Below are 17,678 nucleotides of genomic sequence, written 5' to 3' on the forward strand. Positions count from 1 at the left end.
CGCAATGACAAATGATAAGTAATTAACTCTAGTTGATATCAGCCTCTGACAATAACTAATGTCAAAAATAATGAAATTAGTTCGTATTAAGCGGCTCATTTATATTTTTAGGATGGTATTTTCGATTAACTCTACATAGGAACCTCTGGTGACTAACTGTCCTTGATCAATTATGAAAACTTCGTCAGCACTATTTACTATATTATTAATCCGTTGGCTGAGAAAAATTATAGTACATTGGCGCTGCTGCATTAGTAATTTGAAGAATTCTTGAATTAACGCTCCTGTCTTTGCATCAACAGCAGAAAGACTATCATCTATAATCAAAATTTTGTAATCATTTATCAATATACGAGCGATAGTAATTCTTTGTTTTTGCCCACCTGATAAACCAATTCCTCGTTCACCAATAACAGTATCGTAACTATCAGGTAAACTAATAATAAAATCGTGGATTTGAGCAAATTTAGCTGCTTCAATCACCTTTGAAAGAGAAGCATCTGGTATTCCATAAGCGATATTCTCACGGATAGTTCCAGAAAATAAATTTGCTTCTTGAGAAATAAAACCAATGTGAGAACGTAAGCTAATTAAATTTAAAGAGCGAACATCATATCCATCAACCTTGACTATTCCATTTGTCGCATCATAAAAGCGTGGTATCAATTTAGCAATTGTACTTTTACCTGCTCCCGTCATGCCTAAAATTGCCACTGTTTGACCTGTTTGAATTTCAAATGAAATACTATTTAAGGTATTTTCTTTTGCTTCTGGATAGCGAAAATCAACATTTTCAAACGAAATTTTGCCTTCGCATTTTTTCAAAAAAATTGCATTCGGAGATTCCCTAATTTCAATTTCTGTATCTATTACTTCATAAACTCTAGCTGCTGATGCTGCTGCTTGGGCAACAGATTGAAATGCGAAAGTCGTCTGAAATATTGGTTGAATAATAAATACTAAATAAGAATTGAAGGCGATTAATTTGCCAATAGAAAAGCTCTGGTTGATTACCTCTAAACCTCCGTAGCCAAAAATGATAACTGCAAGTAAATTGCTAATTAGAAAAATTATCGGAAATGTATCTCGCAACGCATAAATGGTTTTGATACTTGTTGCAATAAACTCTTGGTTAGCAACACCATAGCGGTTTATTTCTGTTTCTTGACGCACAAAAGCTTTGACTGCACGCACACCGAGTAAGTTTTCTTTTAAAATTGCGTTTAAATTCTCTAATTGCATCTGCGCCTTAGTAAATAAGGAAGCATTTTTCTGAAAAAATCCGCCTAGTAAAATGAATGAAATTGGGATAACTGCTAATGCTATTAGTGCCAACTTCCAATTCATTAATAGCAAAATTGCCACACTACTTAATAATACGATCGCAGCACCGAAAATTTGCAGCAGGGTGGCACCAATAAAGACGCAGATTTGTTCGATATCATTATTAATGCGGGTGAGCAATTGTGATGTGGGGGTGCGATCGTGGTAGCTTAAATTTAGATGCTGGGTTTGGCTAAAAAATGTGTTTCTAATGTCATAAGCAATACCTTGAGATACTGTCTCTGCAAAAAAACTTTGTCCAAAATTGAACAATCCCCGAATCAAAGCCACCAAAACCATCAATCCCCCACAAGTCAAAATCACTTTTAAGTTGTTTTTGGCAATACCTGCATCAATTCCCCAACGAATAATTTGAGGAGTAGCCATATTAGCAACCGTCATGATTAACAAACTAGCGATCGCAGCTAATACCATTACTGGGTATTTTTGCAACATTGTCAAAATTCGCTTTAGTGCCTCAATAGGCACGTCTGGTTTTTGTTTCATAAGTAATTTCCGTATTGAAAGTAGCTAAAAAAGTGGTTAGGAACCGCACCTACACCCTTATTTGGTAATTAAGAAATATCTTCAATTGTTGTTTTAACCGATTGCTCAAATTTTACTTTGCCCATAGTTATGGGAAAATTCCAGTAGGGATGAACAGACATTAATGCTTGATTAGGAACATTTTTTGGTTGAGCTACAGAATTTTGAAAAGTGTTCTCAGGATAGCGAAATCGAACTGATAATGCATATTGAGATTGGCGGGCAACTTTGGGTACAAAAAGGATAAACTCATCGTCTTTTGGAGAATCTTTAGGAAGATTGGGGGAAGCTTTGACTAATTCAGGACGTAGTAAAGTTACAATAGTTCGAGCTTCATCATGGGTTGCTCTTTTAGGGCTTTGAGAACCTTGTTCTGATATTTCATCGCCAATATTTACTGCATACTCTACAACAGAACCATCGTACTCGCTCAACATATCTGGGCGAATTGGTGCGCCTCCCCGAATTGAGTCATCAAAGATAAAGTAGCCGTTGGCTTTATCGCCGTTAAAACTAAATTTATGTAGGGCTGCATGGGCTGGGGAATTATCAATTATTCCTTGAGTAAAAAAGACTGTGATACTCAATATAGATATAATTATTAGTTTCTTCCAGAAGTTCATTATTCTGCCTCCTTTTTATTGATTTTGATTTATACTCAGTATTCTTATGAGGCGGAGCCTCGGATATTTCATTACCATGCAGAGCATGGTAACGAGAAAATAGAACTGTGTTAATTTAATCAGATATCTTTTCTATCTTGGTTTGTACGGGCGCTTTCACTATAGCTTTACCTAATGTTTTTGGGAAATCCACTTTTGGAAATACTTCAATTTCAGCATTTAGAGGAACATCGGTTGGTAGTTTTGTAGACCCATTAAATGCTTCTTGAGGATACTTGAAATAGCTAACTAAAGAGTAATTAGACTTTGGCTGTCGTTCAAAGCTTCGTACTTGTAAAAGGAAAAGATCAGCAGGCAATAAAACATTATGCTCGTCATCTATGCCATATTGTTTATCATGTTGTGCTCGAATTTTTGCTAGGACTTTATCTTCTTCTCTTGGCAGAAAAACGATGGCATTGCTAACTGTTCCTTGAAATAATCCTTTGTCTCCTAAATCGACTTTGTAATCTCGCCCTCCACCGTAATATTGAGTCATGTAAGGAGATTTTGTTTCACCTTTGGCAGCAGTATCATAAATGAAGTAGCCGTTGGCTTCTTCACCAGTGAAAGTGAATTTGTATGTAGCAGCTTGAGCAGCAGATTTGCTGATTGTTCCTTGAAATAAGAATACTGCGATCGCAATTGCAAATACAACCGATATTTTTCTCCAGAATTTCATAAAAACCTCGCAAATTTGATGAGTATCTGAGAAATGAGGGGTAAATTAATCCTGACTACGAACCGCTAGGAATGAGAATTTTCTGATTATCTAGAGAAAGGCTGAGGGGAGGAGCGGGTGGAGTTCCCAAGGCGACATCGCCCCAACGCATGACGCTAGCACCTGCATTCGATGAGGAACCCATTGTATAAACGAGAACTAAATCGTTTTCCTGGATTTTACCTGCTTGGGCGGCGTGGTAGAGATTGGCTACGGGGAAAGTTGGGCCAATATTGGCGTAGAGGGGATTCAGGTTAATAGTCCGTTCTGGATTAATCCCTAATGCACGGGTGCAAACCTGCGAATACCAAGCGCTGGGTGTGTTAAAAGCAAAAAAGTCAATTTGATCTAAACTCACATCAGCAACTGCGATCGCTCCATGACAACATAGACGAATAAACTTGACGGTTGTCTCGTTAAACATCTTACTTGCGCCCTTACCTCCCCGGATGAACATTCTGATGTTTCCTTGTTCATCGGTGGTGAATTCGTTATAAAAAGCTCCACAAGTGGCGGCGGTATTGGCAATTTTAGTTCCCAAAATTCCTTGGTTGGGTTGCAGTTCGCCCACAATAAATGCTCCGGCTGCGTCGCCTGACAAGAAGGCGAGGGTATCATTCTCATCGGTATAACGGGAGTATGTGGAGGAGACAACCACTAATACATTGCGATATTCTCCAGTTCGCACTAAAGAACAGGCTGTTTGTAGGGAAACTAATACAGAAGTGCAGGTTGATTCTATATTCCAGGCTGCGCTGGATAATCCTAATTTACCGGCGAGAAAGGCTGCATTTCCTGGTGTGACTTGTTCGGGAAACAAAGAAGTTACAAGCATCAAGTCAATATCTTCAGGCTGTAGTTTCGCGGCTTGCAGAACATCGATCGCAGCTTGATATTCTAGAGATAGAGAGGTTTCATCTGGACTGACTACTCGCCGTTCAACAGTACCGCGAAAAGGGTCAGACATATAAGGGGCTACTTCCTGCGACCAGATATCTGTAGAATTATCTGTGACAAACAACCGCGCCAAGGTTTTTTGTTCAGCTTCTGCCACCATCTGGGGAAAATTATTTCTGTAATAATCGTTGGTGCGGATGGTGCGAGGAAAATTCAGTGCGATCGCTCGAATGCCAACTGGTTGTAAAATCATGATTGTTCTCCTTTTGATTCGATTGCTCCTTGTTGAATGAGGCTGCGAATTCGACCGCCAATCGGAGCAGGTTGTGTGGGGTCTAAATTGATGTCAACAACGAAGGGAACAGCAGCCGCCAAAGCTTTTGTTAACGCTGCTTCTAGTTCTGATTCTGTGGAAACGCGGATACCGTCTGCACCCATCGATTGGGCAAGTTTGACAAAATTTGTACTCGGTATTTCCGTATCTACGCCTTGAAATCCTTGTAAATTCATCCCTTGGTGGCACATATTGTAGCGTCCGTCATTCAGTACAATCCAAACGGCGGGAATGTTGAATTTAACGGCGGTGCTAACTTCGCTATTCATTAACATTGCACCATCTCCCACAATAGCGATCGCTTTACCATTTCCGCCCCAAGTCGCGCCTACAACTCCAGTCACAGCATGACCCATCGCCCCCACACCGGTACTAATTCGGTAGCGTCCCGGTTGGGTGAAGCGTAATCTGTTAGTCGCCCAAGCGAAGGAATTACCAGCTTCGGCGAGGATGACAGCATCGCTATTCTCAACGATGATTTTTTGAATTGCATCCATCAATACTTCTGGTCTGACTAAACCATTTGTATGGAGAGAAACTGCTTGCAACTCTGGATTAGGCAATATTGGGGAATTCCCTGGACGCTGGGGAAAATATGCTAGTAAAGACTTGAGGAAAGCTTTTACCTCCGATTGAATCGCTAAAGTTGGTACTGACGGATAGGCTACTCCCGGTACTTCTGGGTCTATATCTACATGAATGAAGCCACCAGAAGGAATCATTAAGGGATTCCAGAAAGAAGTTGGTTCACCTAAACGGGTTCCCAATACGAGGATGTGCTGGGGTTGCTGTGATTGCATATATGTGAGGACAGAAGTATGACCACTGAACCCGGTAACGCCGATAAACTGGGGATGATTTTCTGGAAAAATGCCCTTACCGCGAGGCGAACACATCACCGCAGCCCCCGTGCGTTCTGCTAATTGGCGAATTTCGGCGGCTGCTTCCCTAGCACCAAAACCCACCCAAATCGCAAAGGGTTCTTGGGAAAGCAACCGCACAGATTCAGCGATCGCTTCTTCACTAGGAACTGACATCGCACGAGTAAATCCGAATTGCGATCGCGCTGTGCATGGTTTAGTTTGAATTGGCGTAGGAATGCTGATATGGGCGACAAAACCACCAGTTTGCGATAATCCTTGAGCAAGTCTGCGGGAAATTTCCGGGATTTCGTCGCCTGTTTCCACAATGGTGGCGTAGTTGAATAATGCCCCTGGGGTGAATATACCTGAAATTGGTAACGTGTGAGCGCTGGTTTCTTGACAAGCCCAGCGTCCGCGATTTCCAGACGCAGTTGCAGCAGATAGCAAAATTACCTTTGCACCCTCCCCTCTCGCAGCCAACAATCCTGTCAAAGCGTTGGTGATACCGGGGCCAGTCGTGACGAACACAACCACGGGGCGATCGCTAGCGAAGTGGGCTTCACAAGCTGCAAAGGCTGCTCCCGATTCGTGGCGAAAGTGTAGAACTTGAATATTACTACGGTTGAGGGATGCCCACAGTGGCCCAATTCCACCGCCGGAAACACCAAATGCGGATTCGACTCCCATATCTTCTAACATCTTGACTACAGTTTCTCCAACTGTGAGTTCCGTTGATGTTAATTGGGTCAGTTTGCTATTTATAGGTGGCGAGAAAATGGAAGATCCAGATGTAGTTGTAACTGTTGTTGTGTTCATATCAGTAAATTTGGTGCGTATAGGTTTTATTGAGCAAAAATTAGGGTTTACGACCAGTGATAATACTCCAGTAACTCGAAGCTGGTTTAATTTCAATGTCGATAAAACCTGCTTGTTCCAACATCATTGATAATTCCTGACCTGAATATTGTTGACCTCCCAGCTTTAAAGATGTATTCAGATTATTAACTGCTACTGGGAAAGGGCCGGTTTTTTGATCGTTAAATAACATCTCATGGAGGATAATTCGCCCTCCAGGTAATAAGCTATTAAAGCTATTTTGGGTGAGAATATAGCATTTTTCTGGTTGCCAATCCTGATAAACAGAACTATAAAAATGAAGATCACTTATGGGAAAGGAATCGCTCCACATATCAAATTCTTGTGTCACAATCCGACTCTGCAACCTATAGCGCGTGATAAATTCCTGAGCTATTTCGCACACTGGAGGCAGATCGAGGACAACGGCTCGCAAATTCGGCCATCTTGACGTTGCGCCAATTGAATGAGCCGCCGATCCTCCACCAATATCAACAAACAATTTATATCCAGATAAATCAATTAGTTCTGGCCAAACTAGTGCAGCTGCCATACTTGGGCCATGCATACTAGAAATAAAGCCACGGATAAACTTAACATTATTTCCAAAGGTAATAGCACGCATTAATTCATGGTTTTTACCCAAAGACTCTCTTAACTTATTACCAGGAAGATTATTGGTAAATAAAGCCTTTTTTAAATTCTCAAATGAAGAGATGTGCTTGCGATCGTCAAAGATCATCATTTCTAATAAAGCACCGAAATATGTCGGACTGCTTTCGATTAGATAATCTTTGGCAAGAGGACTGAGTGAATAAAGGTTATTTTCTAGTTCTACTAATTCGATAGATGCAAGGACTGCTAAGATAGCTTCTGCTGGGCGTTGGCAAATCTTTAATCCATCACAAATTTCTGCTAAGGTGCGTGGTTTTTGAGATAGGAGAGGGAACAGTTTGATGTCATAAGCAACGAGCAATACTTGACGACCTGTATCTGCGAACAGAAGATTCCATAATAGGAGTTCATCAGTTATTGGTTTTTGAATTGTTATAGATGTAGTTGCGTTCATAGTTTTTTGAATGTGTGAAGTGAGCTAATTGAAGTCAGAAATTTTAGGTATAGCGCTTCTGTATGCAATACACTTTGACCTCTCTCCAAACCTCTCTCCTAAAAGGAGAGAGGCTTAGAATCTTACTCCCCTTCCAGCAACAAAATTTTCCGCTTCCCTCTCCTCGTAGGAGAGGGTTAGGGAGAGGTAGGGAAGGGGTTGGGGGTTAGGTATTGCACGTGCTATGATACTCATCTTGTCTGTGCAAGCAAGCTTAGGCTTCTGTTAGAGATAACAGCCAATTCTTCGTCACGTAAAAATCGTTTCATTACTTTGCCTGTAGGATTTTTAGGCAGAGAATTCGCAAATTTAATTGTCTGGGGAACTTTATAAGTTGCTATTTGCTGAGAGCAGAATTCAATAATTTCTTTTTCGGTGATTGTATGACCATTCTTGACTACAATATTGGCTTTGACTATCTCGCCTTTTATGGGGTCAGGAAGTCCATAAATAGCGACTTCAGCAACAGCGTGATGTTTATAAATAACATTTTCAACTTCTGTTGGATATACCTTAAATCCAGAGACGTTAATCATGTCTTTTAAACGATCGGCAATGTAGAAGAAACCCTCTTCATCCATGCGACCAATATCGCCGCTATGCAACCAACCATTTTTGATTACTTTTTGAGTTTCTTGAGGACGGTTCCAATAACCAAGCATCACGTTTGGCCCTTTGATCACTATTTCACCCAATTCTCCTGGTGATACTTGATAACCGTTAGCATCCACAATTTGCATTTGTACATTTGCAATTGGGACTCCGATGGAACCAAATTTATATTTGAAATTGTGGTTATAGCTAGCGCAGGGTGATGCTTCGGTTAAACCATATCCTTCATGAATCACCTTTTTATACTTGTCTTGCCACAATTGGGCAATTTCTACAGGCATTGGAGCAGCAGCGCTAAAGTAATAGCGTAGGCTGCTAAAGTTATATTTAGAAGTGTCTTGATTGAGTAACCGAATAAATACAGTCGGTACGCCAAAAAACATAGTAGCTTGATATTTACCGATGCTTTCTAACACTTGATCTAAATCAAATCGTCGTTGCAAAATGATCGTTGCACAAACATTTAAACCAGCGTTGAAAATAGCATTTTGACCAAAGCAATGAAACAGTGGCACATAAAGCAGTAATCTATCATTTTTATTCATTCCGCAACAACGATTGTGTGCAGAGATATTAGAAATGATATTACCGTGAGAAAGTGTTGCACCTTTGGGAAAGCCTGTAGTACCAGAAGTATAGACAATGCTAGCTGGAGAGTGCCATCCCATCTCGACAGCGCGGGTGATGGGAGAAGCATTTGCGAGCAAATCTCTAAAATCTATGTCGTTATTAACTGCACCCTCAGCAATGAGAATATGTTTTAAATGGGGTAAATCAGCGTCTACTACCTGCAAACGACCCGATTCTGTGGTAACGATCGCCTTAGCTGCACAATCATTGAGAATGTAACTAACCTCAGCAGACTTCAGCATGACATTTAGAGAAACTGCGATCGCACCAATTTTCAGAATCCCTAAATACGCGACCGCAAACTCCGGTATATTGGGTAAAAACAGCGCCACGCGATCGCCTTTTACAATTCCTAACCCACGCAATGCATTCGCTGTACAATTCACTAACCGATCAAGTTGTCTGTAGGTATAAGATTTATCTTCGGAAATGATGGCAATCTTGTCAGGATATAGCCGATGACCACGTTCTATATGATGTGCGATATTCATAGCTAGGTAATTCGTAATTAAGAAAGTCCTATTCCTGGCCTTTACTTTCTGATCTCTTGAAAACTAGACAAAATTCGACTAACAGCAGTCACAATTTCTCCACCGTGAGCGATATCATCAGCAATTTTACTTATATGCAAATCCAGAGCTTGTTCGTTGTCATCCCATATATAAGGGCGCTCCTCAGATGGCGATCGCTCTACCACATTCCGCACCGCCATGTATAAATCCCTAGTTGCAGGAGACAAAGTTGCACGAGCATCATAATGTCCTGCGATCGCATAGGTACGCAAATCCACCGATTGCACCGCAAATATCAAAGCCACAGCCATATATTGTTGAAAAACTTCTACACTCGTTCGCGCTAAATTCGCCGAAGCAAACCCTTGACTATTAATATTCTGATTGTATTGTTCTGCATGGGTGGGATATCTATCAGCAATAGAATTTCCATAGAAAGTTAATAATGGCATAATCGAATTGCCAGTAATTTGTAACCCCTTCAAACCCATATTTACACGACGCTGTTGATTCCCCACTAACGATGGAGACAGCCCATTATTAAACTCTGGTGCAACTAAATAAGCGATTTGGACATCCAAATGTTTCGCCAACATTCCAATGTAATAACGCAGTCGATCCATTCCTACGCCAATATATTGCCCTAAAAAATTGCCGCCATGATAACTAGCTTGGTTCTCAACATCAATTAATGGATTATCAGTCACAGAGTTGATTTCTATCTCAACCTGTTTAGCAATTTCCTCAATCCCATCCACAATCGGCCCCATATACTGTGCTAAACAACGCAAAGAATAACGGTCTTGAATTGGATGCTCATTTCGATAATCATGGGAACCATCTAACTCATCACGAATTAAATGCGAACCTGCTAACAAATCCAGCATTTGCGAAGCCGTCCAAACTTGCCCAGAATGGGGTTTGAGTTTGTGAATGAATGGATGAAACGATTGATTAGTACCTGATAAACCTTGAATTACTAAAGCATGGGTAGCCACACTCAAAGCTAATAAAATTCTCGTGCTCTGTACACAATTAGCTGCAATTCCAGTCATTACAGAAGTACCATTCATCATTGCTAACCCTTCCTTAGGAAGTAATTGCAATGGCTCTAAACCCAGCTTTTTCAGTGCTGTTAGTGCATCCATTTCCTCACCGTTAAAGTCTACGGTGTAACTGGAATTTAAACCAATCAATGCCCCAGTAATATACGCTAAAGGCGTTAAATCACCACTCGCACCAATTGAACCGAATTCGCAGACATGAGGTGTAACGCCAGCATTGAGAAATACCAGCATCCGTTTGATGAGTTCTAAACGAATCCCCGATGCACCAGTAATATGGGAGTTTGCACGTAGAAGCATTGCAGCGCGGACATCAGCAAGAGGTAATTTTTTTCCTGCACCCACCTTGTGATACCACATCAAATTATTTTGTAGTAAAGCCGCAGATTCAGGAGAAATCACCACGTTGGCCATACCACCAAAGCCAGTTGTCACCCCATAAATTGGGTCGCCAGATTCAACCGCATGGTGAATAAAATCGCAGGATGCTTGGACATTAGCCAATTTTTCTAGATCATCAGTTAAACGTACCTGTGCTCCATAACGCGCTACACTAATGACTTCTTCGATAGTGAGATTGCGATCGCCTACAATTACAGTGGCATCTGAACTGTTTAAAAATGGAAATGAATTCTGACGTACTGTGCTTTTGCTTAACCGAATTGCATCCATATTTTTGAGAGATTGTGACTAAAATTTTAAAGCTTGACTGACTTGACTAAAGGTGATGTGTGCAGAGGGTGTAGACACCTTTAGGTCGTTGGTTTCACTATAACGAAACTCTAAACTAGCCCGTTTTAATGGCTTATTTATCCGCAGCACTTGCTCAATAAAAGGACTCAAATTTTGGACTTGTTGCGCGTCGATTTCCGTTGTATCGCCAACCAAAATAATTGCTACTTTGTCTTTACCAACAGATACTTCTGGTACAACGCTCCAACGGCAAAGCTCTGTAAATAATAATTCAATTTCTTGTTGAGGACAACCGGATTTCATGACGATAATCATCGTTTTGACATCCTCCTAAAACGTGTAATAAATGTGGCACTAACTTGTAAAAATCTTAAGTTGTGTAATTACTTAGCTAGAGAGTAATTAATTAGCGGTCAGTAATATTACTGTCGTCGATGAGTTATACAATATCCGACATATTCATGCCACACATCCACCTTTTCTGCTTGTTTGCGTGCAGTTTAGATACCTGGAAAATGCAGGAATGCGATCGCTTCATTGCAGAAAACTGTATTGCCATCTTTGCCAGCAATCAATTCACTGAAGGGCTAAACTGACCAAGGATTAACGATTACAACCCCTGTCCCAGTAAAATCATTCTCGTTACGGGTGACAAGTGATAAAGAGTTTTGCAGGGCGATGCCTTCTCTACAAGACGCTACGCGAACGGCGGGCTTCGCCAACGCTGCAATGAGAGAATCCATGATGGGTAGAGGTCGTCCATTCTGTTCTAGTTGCCCGACTAAATTTCCCCACAACACCATTGTTGAGACATCTATACTTAAGATTCTGTGTTCAAAGCGATTGGGTAAGATTTCATTTAGCCATTTTGTTAGAGATTCTTTCCGCTTAGATGCAGTAAGTTTGCTGATGCCTTTAGCGATTTCGCCAATTGTGATGACGCTAAGGTAAAGTGTTTCTGGCACTTGGGCATCTAGCCAATCCAAAACTTGTTGATTTGGTTGTTTAGCAATAACTTCGGAAATCACGCAAGTATCAAGAAGGTAGATCATGGGGTGAAGGCATCGCGGGGTAGGCTGCGATCGCGGCTCAAGTCTAATTCTTCGGTAAGTTCAGCTAGGGGAGATTGACGAAAGAATTCTGAGAGTTTGCTTGGTTGCTCTAGGTGGGTGTTGTTATTGTGTGTAGTCAGGCTTTGGGCAAGGAGTTGGATAATATAAAGTTTATCGTTGGGTGAAAGCTGAAGGAGTTGTTGTTCGAGTTCTTCGATAACCATGATGGAGCTTAAGTGGAGGATAGTTTTATTTTACTTTCAGGGTCACGCTTCATTGCAGAAAACTGCATAATTAACGAATATTTGCTGATTTCTTATTCAAAGGTGCAGTTCTATTAGATACTCAAATAATCTATATAAAAGCGCACCCAATGACGATCAAATACGGATTAAACAAGTGTTTACAGTTCGGATTAACAGGGTTGCTGGGCTGCTTAAGTGTAAGTCTCTTCACTAGCAAAACCCAGGCACAGCAAAGCAATATCGTGCCTGATAACACACTTGGGGCTGAGTCCTCTCAAGTTATAGACAACTTTCAAGGACTACCGATAGAAATAATTACTGGTGGTGCAACTCGCCAAATTAATCTGTTTCACAGCTTTCAAGAATTTAATATCAGCGAAGGACGTGGGGCATATTTTTTCAGTCCTAGCGCAGATATTCAGAATATTTTGGCACGGGTGACAGGTAATAACCCTTCAGAAATTTTGGGGAGACTCGGCACACTTAGCAGTTCTAGCCCGAATTTATTTTTGATAAATCCCAATGGAATTGTGTTTGGGAAAAATGCCAGTTTAGATGTGGATGGTTCGTTTGTTGGGACGACTGCGAACGGTGTGCAGTTTGGCAATCAAGGTATTTTTAGTGCGACAAATCCCCAAGCATTACCATTATTGACTATTAATCCTTCAGTATTGCTGTTTAATCAAATCCAAGCAAGTGGGGGAATTATCAATCAATCCCAAGCACCCGCAGGTACTAATCTCATCGGACAAGATGTTACGGGTTTGCGAGTTGCTGATGGTAAAAGTTTGCTGCTTGTTGGTGGAAATATCAATATTGATGGTGGGAGTATTCACGCTTATGGCGGAAATGTTGAGTTAGCAGGTTTGGCTGCACCGGGAAATGTGGGATTGAATATTGCAGATGATAATCTGGGTTTAGTAATACCTGAAAATGCGGAACGCGTTGATATTTCGTTGAGTAATGGCGCAGAAGTTAATGTTCGCGGTGCGGATGGTGGGAATATCAAAATTGAAGCTCGAAATGTAAATTTAGCAGGGCAAAGTAAATTAAGAGCAGGAATAGACATAGGTTTAGGTACTACAAATAGTCAAGGTGGAGATATTACTATTAATGCCACAGCAGAGACAACGTTAATAGATCAAAGCTTCATTGCTAACGTAGTGCAAGAAAGAGCATTTGGGAATACTGGCGATATCAATCTTGCAACTGAGAAATTAACATTAATTGATGCTACTATTAATGCTGATATATTAGGACAAGGTAATGCTGGGAATGTAAACATCAATGCTCAAGGTGCTGTTAATATTACAGGTCAAATATCTAATTTAGATAGTGGAATTTTTAGCGATGTATCTACAGGAGCCAGAGGAAATGGTGGTGATATTAACATCAAATCTAGCTCTTTTACACTCAGTAATGATGCTTACCTTACTACTAAGATTTATGGAGAGGGAAATGGTGGTGATATTAACCTCAAATCTAGCTCTTTTACACTCAGTAATGATGCTTTAATTAATACTGGTATTTTAGGACAAGGGAATGGTGGTAATATCTCGATTCAAACATCAGATGCAGTTTCACTTACCCATAGCTACATAATTAGTGGCATTGGAACTGGGGGTGTGGGTAATGGTGGTGAAATTAACATTACTGGCGGTTCACTTTCTTTAACAGATAGTTCGCAAATCCAATCCACCATAGAAGGTGCTGATGGTCAGCTACCAGGAGGACAGGGAAATACAGGTAATATTAATATTAATGTTCAAGGTGATATCAGTTTTCGTAACTCAAGACTTGGAGAAGTTAACGGTATTATTTCCGAAGTAGGTGAGGGTGCAATAGGTAATGGTGCAAACGTTACTATCAATACCAATTCACTGGAAATAAACGACGGTTCGGAAATTCAAGGTAGCACTAGAGGAAAAGGTGATTCTGGTAATATTACCATTAATGCTCGTAATAATATTTCATTAGATGGTAATGACGGTGATATTTTTAGCCGGATGATTAATGCTGTGCAACCGACTGCTGAAGGTAATGCAGGTAGTATTCAAATCACCACAGGTACGCTCAAAGCTAGCAATGGAGCTTTTATTAGTAGTACAACAGACAGTAAAGGAAACGCTGGAAATATCAGCATTAATGCCTTTGATAATATAGCTTTTGATAGCAATAGTTATATGACGAGTAGTGTGTATATTCAGGGGGTAGGTGACGGAGGAAATATTTACCTGAAAACAGGTTCTCTCTCGTTAAGTAACGGCGGTCAAGTATCAACAAGTATATTAGGAAAAGGTAATGGCGGAAATATTACCGTTGAAGCCTCTGAAAATGTCAAACTAGATAACTTAGATTATGATGCCTTTAGCGGTTTGCAAAGCAATTTACTGATTGGAGGTGTCGGAAAAGCAGGAAACATTCAAGTTACAGCTGCATCACTTTCTGTTAATAATGGTGCTGTAATATCTAGCTTTACTGCTGGTAACGGAAATGCAGGAGATATCACTATTAATGCCCGCGATAATGCGACATTTTCAGGTTTTGGAAGCAGTCTAAAATCTGGTAGTGGAGTATCAAGTTTTGCTAGTGGTAACGCAATAGGTAATGGTGGTGATATTCACATTATTACGGGTAATTTATTACTTAAAGATGGCGGACGATTAAATGCTAGTAACGGCGGACAAGGAAATGGAGGTAATATCTTTATTGATGTTGGCAATACTATTGCTATTGATGGAGTTGCTGGTAGTGGTTTAGCGAGTGGTGTTAATACGCAAGTATTCAATGGTAACGCCGGAAATATTCAAATTAAAACAGGCTCGCTGTTTTTGATAAATGGTGGTAGTATATCCTCTTCACTTATTGAAGGAAAGGGTAATGGTGGAAATATCACCATTGATGCTCGTGATACCGTCAAAATTGATGGTGTCTTAAAGGATGTAACTTATAATATTGGCGATCGCACTGGCAAAATTGATATAAGTAGTGGTTTATTTAGTTCCTTGCTGAATGGTCAAGGTAAGGGAGGTGACATCGAAATTACAACAGGGTCATTTTCCCTTACCAACGGTGCATATATTTCTGGAGAAACAAATGGACGGGGAAATGGAGGCAATATCACCATCAATGCCCGTGATACAGTAACTCTTGATCGTGGGGAAAGTGGTTCATCTACTTATGTAAGCACTTCTGCACTAACCGATAACATAAGTAACGCTGGGGATATCCGCATCAACGCTAGAGAATTATTTATAAAAAATGGTGCTACACTTGCCGCTTTTGGTAGCGATCAAGGTAATGGTGGAAATATCCAAGTTAAAGCAGGAACGCTGAGGTTAACAAATGGCGGTATAATCATCACGGCTGCAAACCGGAATGCTGGAAATATAAACATCGATACTAGCGATGCTGTGATTATCGATGGTATTAGTGGCGCTTATAGTTTTTTGTCTGCTGGAGGTGTTGGCAAAGGTGGGGATATCCAAATAACAACCAACTCCTTAACACTAAGAAACGGCGGACAACTTGCAGCTACCAGTTTCGGTAAAGGTAATGCAGGTGACATTATAGTTAATGCCGACGATGCTATTAGCATTGATGGTGTCGGTAGCAATGGAAGATTAAGCGGTGCTTTTAGTACCTTAGAAGGTGAAGGTGAAGGTAGAGGAGGCAACATTAACCTGACAACAGGTTCTTTATTTTTAACCAATGGTGGAGTGGTTAATGGTAGTACTTTTTCTAAAGGCAATGGGGGTAATATCACCATTGATGCACGCGATCGCATTTTAATTGACGGTGTTAGCACCACGGGTTTTGCTAGTGGTGTTTTTAGTGCAGTCAATCCAACAGCTGTGGGCAATGGAGGTAATATTAACCTGACAACAGATTCTTTATTTTTAAATCGCGGGGGAATCAGTTCAAGCAGCTTAGGACAAGGAAAAGCCGGAGATATTAATATTAATTCTAGTTCCACAGCACTTGATAACAAAGCATTTATTGCAGCAATAACTAACTCTGGTGATGGTGGAAATATTAATGTAACTGCTAGCGATCGCTTACTATTGCGTAACGGTAGCCAAATTTCGACCACCGCAGGTACAGCGCAATCAGGTGGCGATGGTGGTAACATCGATATCGATTCCAGATTTATCGTCGCTATCCCCCAAGAAAACAGCGATATCACAGCCAACGCCTTCACAGGAACAGGTGGAAAGGTCGAAATTAACTCGCAAGGTATCTTCGGTATCGAGTCGCGGACAAAGCCAACTGAAAAAAGTGATATTACCGCTAGTTCCGAACAAGGCGTTTCAGGTGTGATTAGCATTAACACACCCGATACCAGTTCCATTCAAAACAGCTTTACCGAATTACCTCCAGTCATCGATACTAATGCACTCATCGCCAATAGTTGCATTTCACGCGGCACAAAGCGACAAGAAAACTCTTTTACCATTACAGGTTCTGGTGCAATAACCACTAATCGTCCTGGTATTTTGGTTTCTAACTACACAACTGGTGAAGTAAGAGGTGTCGAAATTACATCCCGTCCTTGGAAGAAAAGCGATCCAATTATTGAACCGCAAGGTTTATATCGGCTGAATAATGGGCAGTTGCTATTGAGTCGAGAATGTTCTAATTAAGGACATGATATTACCTGGAGAATAATTATTGCCTAAATCCCTTACCAGACAAGACAACAAACTCATCGCCTGTCGTCTTAATCTCGTCTATTTCTTTGACAATTGCTGTAAGAGGTTGTTGGAAAAGTGTTTCGCTGTGACTTTAAGCACTTTTAGATCCCCCCTAACCCACGCCAGTCGCTCCACTTGGGGAGACCCCATCGCGCAGCGTCTCGCAGAGAAGACCGCGCTGGCTCCCCTTAAAAAGGGGGGAACCAGAATCAAAGTCCCCCTTTTTAAGGGGGATTTAGGGGGATCTAAAACTATTTGATATCGATAAGAGGACTTTTCAAACATCCTCTAAAGTCTTTATGCAGTCACAAAAATATCTACATTGGTTAAGGCCAGTCCGGTATTGAGTGTAGCAAATTGGATTTTGCCGATCGCACCTGTGCCATCTTGATCAAAGAACAGAGAACCGTTGTTTCGGTCGTAGATAAATCGCTGGCTACTTGTAGTGGCTGTTGTACCGATCACAAATTGACTAGCCGCGATCGCTGCACCGACAACTAATCCGCCAGCAAAACCAGCCGCAGAGATAATAACAGTATCATCAACTACGCTAAAGTCAGTAATTCTATCATTACCTTGATTACGAGAATTGAACGTAAAGCGATCGCTACCTGCACCACCCGTGAGTATATCGTTGCCAGTACCACCGATCAAGATATCATTACCTACTCCACCGTTGAGCGTATTGTTAGCGCTGTTACCTGTAATAGTGTTGTTGAGACTATTACCAGTGCCGTTAATAGCAGCTGTGCCTGTGAGAACGAGATTTTCAAGATCAGCAGCACCTAAGTTAAAGGTGTAGGCAGACTCAACTGTGTCTACACCTTCACCAATGTATTCAGTGATACTTATATAATTATCACTGTT

The 17,678-nt window shown here is 40.9% G+C and carries 13 protein-coding genes; 1 reads left to right on the forward strand and 12 read right to left on the reverse strand.

The annotated features are described in order from the left end of the window. Positions 1-99 precede the first annotated feature (99 nt). The 11 genes from ACEYW6_RS00915 to ACEYW6_RS00965 all read right to left on the reverse strand — a co-directional run bounded on the left by ACEYW6_RS00915 (position 100) and on the right by ACEYW6_RS00965 (position 12,096). Positions 100-1,830 (reverse strand): ABC transporter ATP-binding protein, encoded by a 1,731-nt coding sequence (locus ACEYW6_RS00915; RefSeq protein WP_412978273.1) that lies wholly within the window; start codon positions 1,828-1,830, stop codon positions 100-102. Between the two features lie 68 nt (positions 1,831-1,898). Beyond that, positions 1,899-2,492, reverse strand: coding sequence for a hypothetical protein (locus ACEYW6_RS00920; RefSeq protein ID WP_412978274.1), 594 nt, complete (start codon positions 2,490-2,492; stop codon positions 1,899-1,901). Positions 2,493-2,607: 115 nt separating this feature from the next. Further along, positions 2,608-3,213, reverse strand: coding sequence for a hypothetical protein (locus ACEYW6_RS00925; RefSeq protein WP_412978275.1), 606 nt, complete (start codon positions 3,211-3,213; stop codon positions 2,608-2,610). A gap of 55 nt (positions 3,214-3,268) precedes the next feature. Continuing rightward, a complete protein-coding gene (locus tag ACEYW6_RS00930) occupies positions 3,269-4,402 on the reverse strand; it encodes a 3-oxoacyl-ACP synthase III family protein (protein ID WP_412978276.1) in 1,134 nt (377 codons plus the stop codon). Further along, a complete protein-coding gene (locus tag ACEYW6_RS00935; RefSeq protein WP_412978277.1) occupies positions 4,399-6,162 on the reverse strand; it encodes a ScyA-related TPP-binding enzyme in 1,764 nt (587 codons plus the stop codon). The genes ACEYW6_RS00930 and ACEYW6_RS00935 overlap by 4 nt, the downstream gene beginning before the upstream one ends. 40 nt (positions 6,163-6,202) lie before the next feature. Next, a complete protein-coding gene (locus ACEYW6_RS00940) occupies positions 6,203-7,270 on the reverse strand; it encodes a methyltransferase (protein ID WP_412978278.1) in 1,068 nt (355 codons plus the stop codon). 230 nt (positions 7,271-7,500) lie between these two features. After that, positions 7,501-9,042 carry a class I adenylate-forming enzyme family protein gene (locus ACEYW6_RS00945; protein ID WP_412978279.1) on the reverse strand — a complete coding sequence of 514 codons (1,542 nt, stop codon included), beginning with the start codon at positions 9,040-9,042 and terminating at the stop codon, positions 7,501-7,503. A 41-nt stretch (positions 9,043-9,083) separates the two neighbouring features. Further along, positions 9,084-10,799 carry an HAL/PAL/TAL family ammonia-lyase gene (locus ACEYW6_RS00950; protein ID WP_412978280.1) on the reverse strand — a complete coding sequence of 572 codons (1,716 nt, stop codon included), beginning with the start codon at positions 10,797-10,799 and terminating at the stop codon, positions 9,084-9,086. A gap of 18 nt (positions 10,800-10,817) precedes the next feature. Continuing rightward, on the reverse strand, positions 10,818-11,135 hold the full coding sequence (locus tag ACEYW6_RS00955; protein WP_412978281.1) for a hypothetical protein: 318 nt from the start codon (positions 11,133-11,135) through the stop codon (positions 10,818-10,820). 272 nt (positions 11,136-11,407) lie between these two features. Continuing rightward, positions 11,408-11,872 (reverse strand): type II toxin-antitoxin system VapC family toxin, encoded by a 465-nt coding sequence (locus ACEYW6_RS00960; protein WP_412978282.1) that lies wholly within the window; start codon positions 11,870-11,872, stop codon positions 11,408-11,410. Continuing rightward, positions 11,869-12,096, reverse strand: coding sequence for a hypothetical protein (locus tag ACEYW6_RS00965; RefSeq protein ID WP_196512098.1), 228 nt, complete (start codon positions 12,094-12,096; stop codon positions 11,869-11,871). The genes ACEYW6_RS00960 and ACEYW6_RS00965 overlap by 4 nt, the downstream gene beginning before the upstream one ends. Positions 12,097-12,245: 149 nt before the next feature. Here ACEYW6_RS00965 and ACEYW6_RS00970 point away from each other — a divergent pair, with 149 nt between their 5' ends. After that, positions 12,246-16,760, forward strand: a complete 4,515-nt coding sequence (locus ACEYW6_RS00970; protein ID WP_412978283.1) for a beta strand repeat-containing protein — start codon at positions 12,246-12,248, stop codon at positions 16,758-16,760. Between the two features lie 348 nt (positions 16,761-17,108). Here the strand turns inward: ACEYW6_RS00970 and ACEYW6_RS00975 are convergent. Continuing rightward, on the reverse strand, positions 17,109-17,678 hold a 570-nt coding region (locus tag ACEYW6_RS00975), incomplete at its 5' end, for a calcium-binding protein (RefSeq protein ID WP_412978284.1).

The sequence above is a fragment of the Nostoc sp. UIC 10607 genome (assembly GCF_047228265.1).
Taxonomy (GTDB): Bacteria; Cyanobacteriota; Cyanobacteriia; order Cyanobacteriales; family Nostocaceae; genus Nostoc; species Nostoc foliaceum_A.